Raw genomic sequence first — 1,556 nt, 5'->3', positions numbered from 1 at the left:
CGGTGCTCTGTTGGATCAAGCATCGTGCCGGGTATCACCTATTTAACGCCTATTCGAGCGCTTCGGGGGTGTGCGATGACCGCTCGTGTGCAGGTTCCGCCGGCTCCTGGCCCACTGGAGAACTATGCGGCGTGTTTCGATGACCTGTTCTCGCATCTGGGGCAGCGGCGCGGGTTTCGCGAGTACCTGACCGGGCTGCTGCTGCCGCGCGAGCGCAACAAGACACTGACCTGCCTGGCCGGGGCCGAACCGATGACCGGGATCAACGACCCGGCGGTACAGCGGCTGCAGTACTTCCTGTCGGAATCGGTGTGGGACCCCGAGGCGGTCAACGACCGGCGGCTGGCCCTGCTGCGGTCCGACCCGGCGACCGCACCACACCCGGGCGGGGTGCTGGTGATCGACGACAGTGGCGACCGCAAGGACGGCCACGCCACCGATCATGTATCCCGCCAGTGGCTGGGCCGGCTCGGCAAGACCGACAGCGGTATCGTCACCGTCACCACGTTGTGGGCCGATGAACGGCTGTATGTGCCGTTGCACGCTCAACCGTACACGGCGGCCTGCCGCCTGCCGCGCGGCACGAATGATCCGGCGTTCGCCACCAAACCGCGCATCGCCGCCCGGCTGGTGGCCAAAGCACTGGAAGCCGGCATCGCCTTCACCGCGGTGGTGGCTGACTGCGCCTACGGCGACAACGACGACTACCGGGCCGAACTGCGCGAACTGGGACTGGCCTATGTGCTGGCGCTCAAGCGACGTAAGGGCCTGTGGGCGCCCGCCTGGGCCGCTCACACCCCGATCGACGCCGCCCGCGCCCTGACCTGGCGCGGCCCAGACCATCCGTGCGACTGGACCCGCGTGCCGCGCCGTTTCCGCGACGGGCACACCGAGACCTGGTGGGCGGCCGATGCCCGGCTCGGCCCGTGGGGCCCCGATGAGCCCTACCGGCTGGTGATCGCCACCACCGACCCGGCGACGCTACCGGACCAAAGCACCTGGTATCTGACCACCAACCTGCCGCGCCCCGCAAGCCCGGCCGCAGCCGGCTGCCCGCACCCACCGGCCGACCTGGCGACGGTCATACGGATCTACGCGCTGCGCTCCTGGATCGAGCAGGGCTACAAACAGGTCAAAGACGAGCTCGGCTGGGCCGATTTCCAGGTCCGCTCCTCCCTGGCGATCCGCCGCCACCAGGCGCTGGTGATGGCCGCGTTCTGTTTTTGCTGGCACACCTGGCTCGCCGGTAGCGGCCCGCCCGACGGTTCAGGAGATCCGGGCGGTGAACCTTCGCCCCCACCGGGCGAGGGACGTCGCCTCGGCGGGCAATCCGCCCAGGGCGGGGGGAAAATCAGCTCCAGGCACGGACCGGCATCCTTCCTGGCCTCTCGCGCTGCGCCACGTCCGCGGCTGGCTCACCCCCTGGATACGGCTCCAGCGCTACTGGCGCGCCTGGTCCAACGCGCCCCCGCCGCCTGAACTCCAGCGTCTCCTCGCCGCGGTCGGGTCCGGGCATGCCCTCGACCTCTACGTCCAGATTTAACAGAGCACCGCTA

General features: G+C 69.5%; 1 protein-coding gene. It reads left to right on the top strand.

The window, feature by feature from the left end; all coding sequences use genetic code 11:
- Positions 1–75 precede the first annotated feature (75 nt).
- Positions 76–1,479 (top strand): IS701 family transposase, encoded by a 1,404-nt coding sequence (locus AB0395_RS48325; protein WP_366295139.1) that lies wholly within the window; start codon positions 76–78, stop codon positions 1,477–1,479.
- The last annotated feature ends 77 nt before the right edge of the window (positions 1,480–1,556 follow it).

It is taken from the genome of Streptosporangium sp. NPDC051023 (assembly GCF_040689595.1).
Lineage (GTDB): Bacteria > Actinomycetota > Actinomycetes > Streptosporangiales > Streptosporangiaceae > Streptosporangium.
This window is presented reverse-complemented; position numbering and strand designations above follow the sequence as displayed.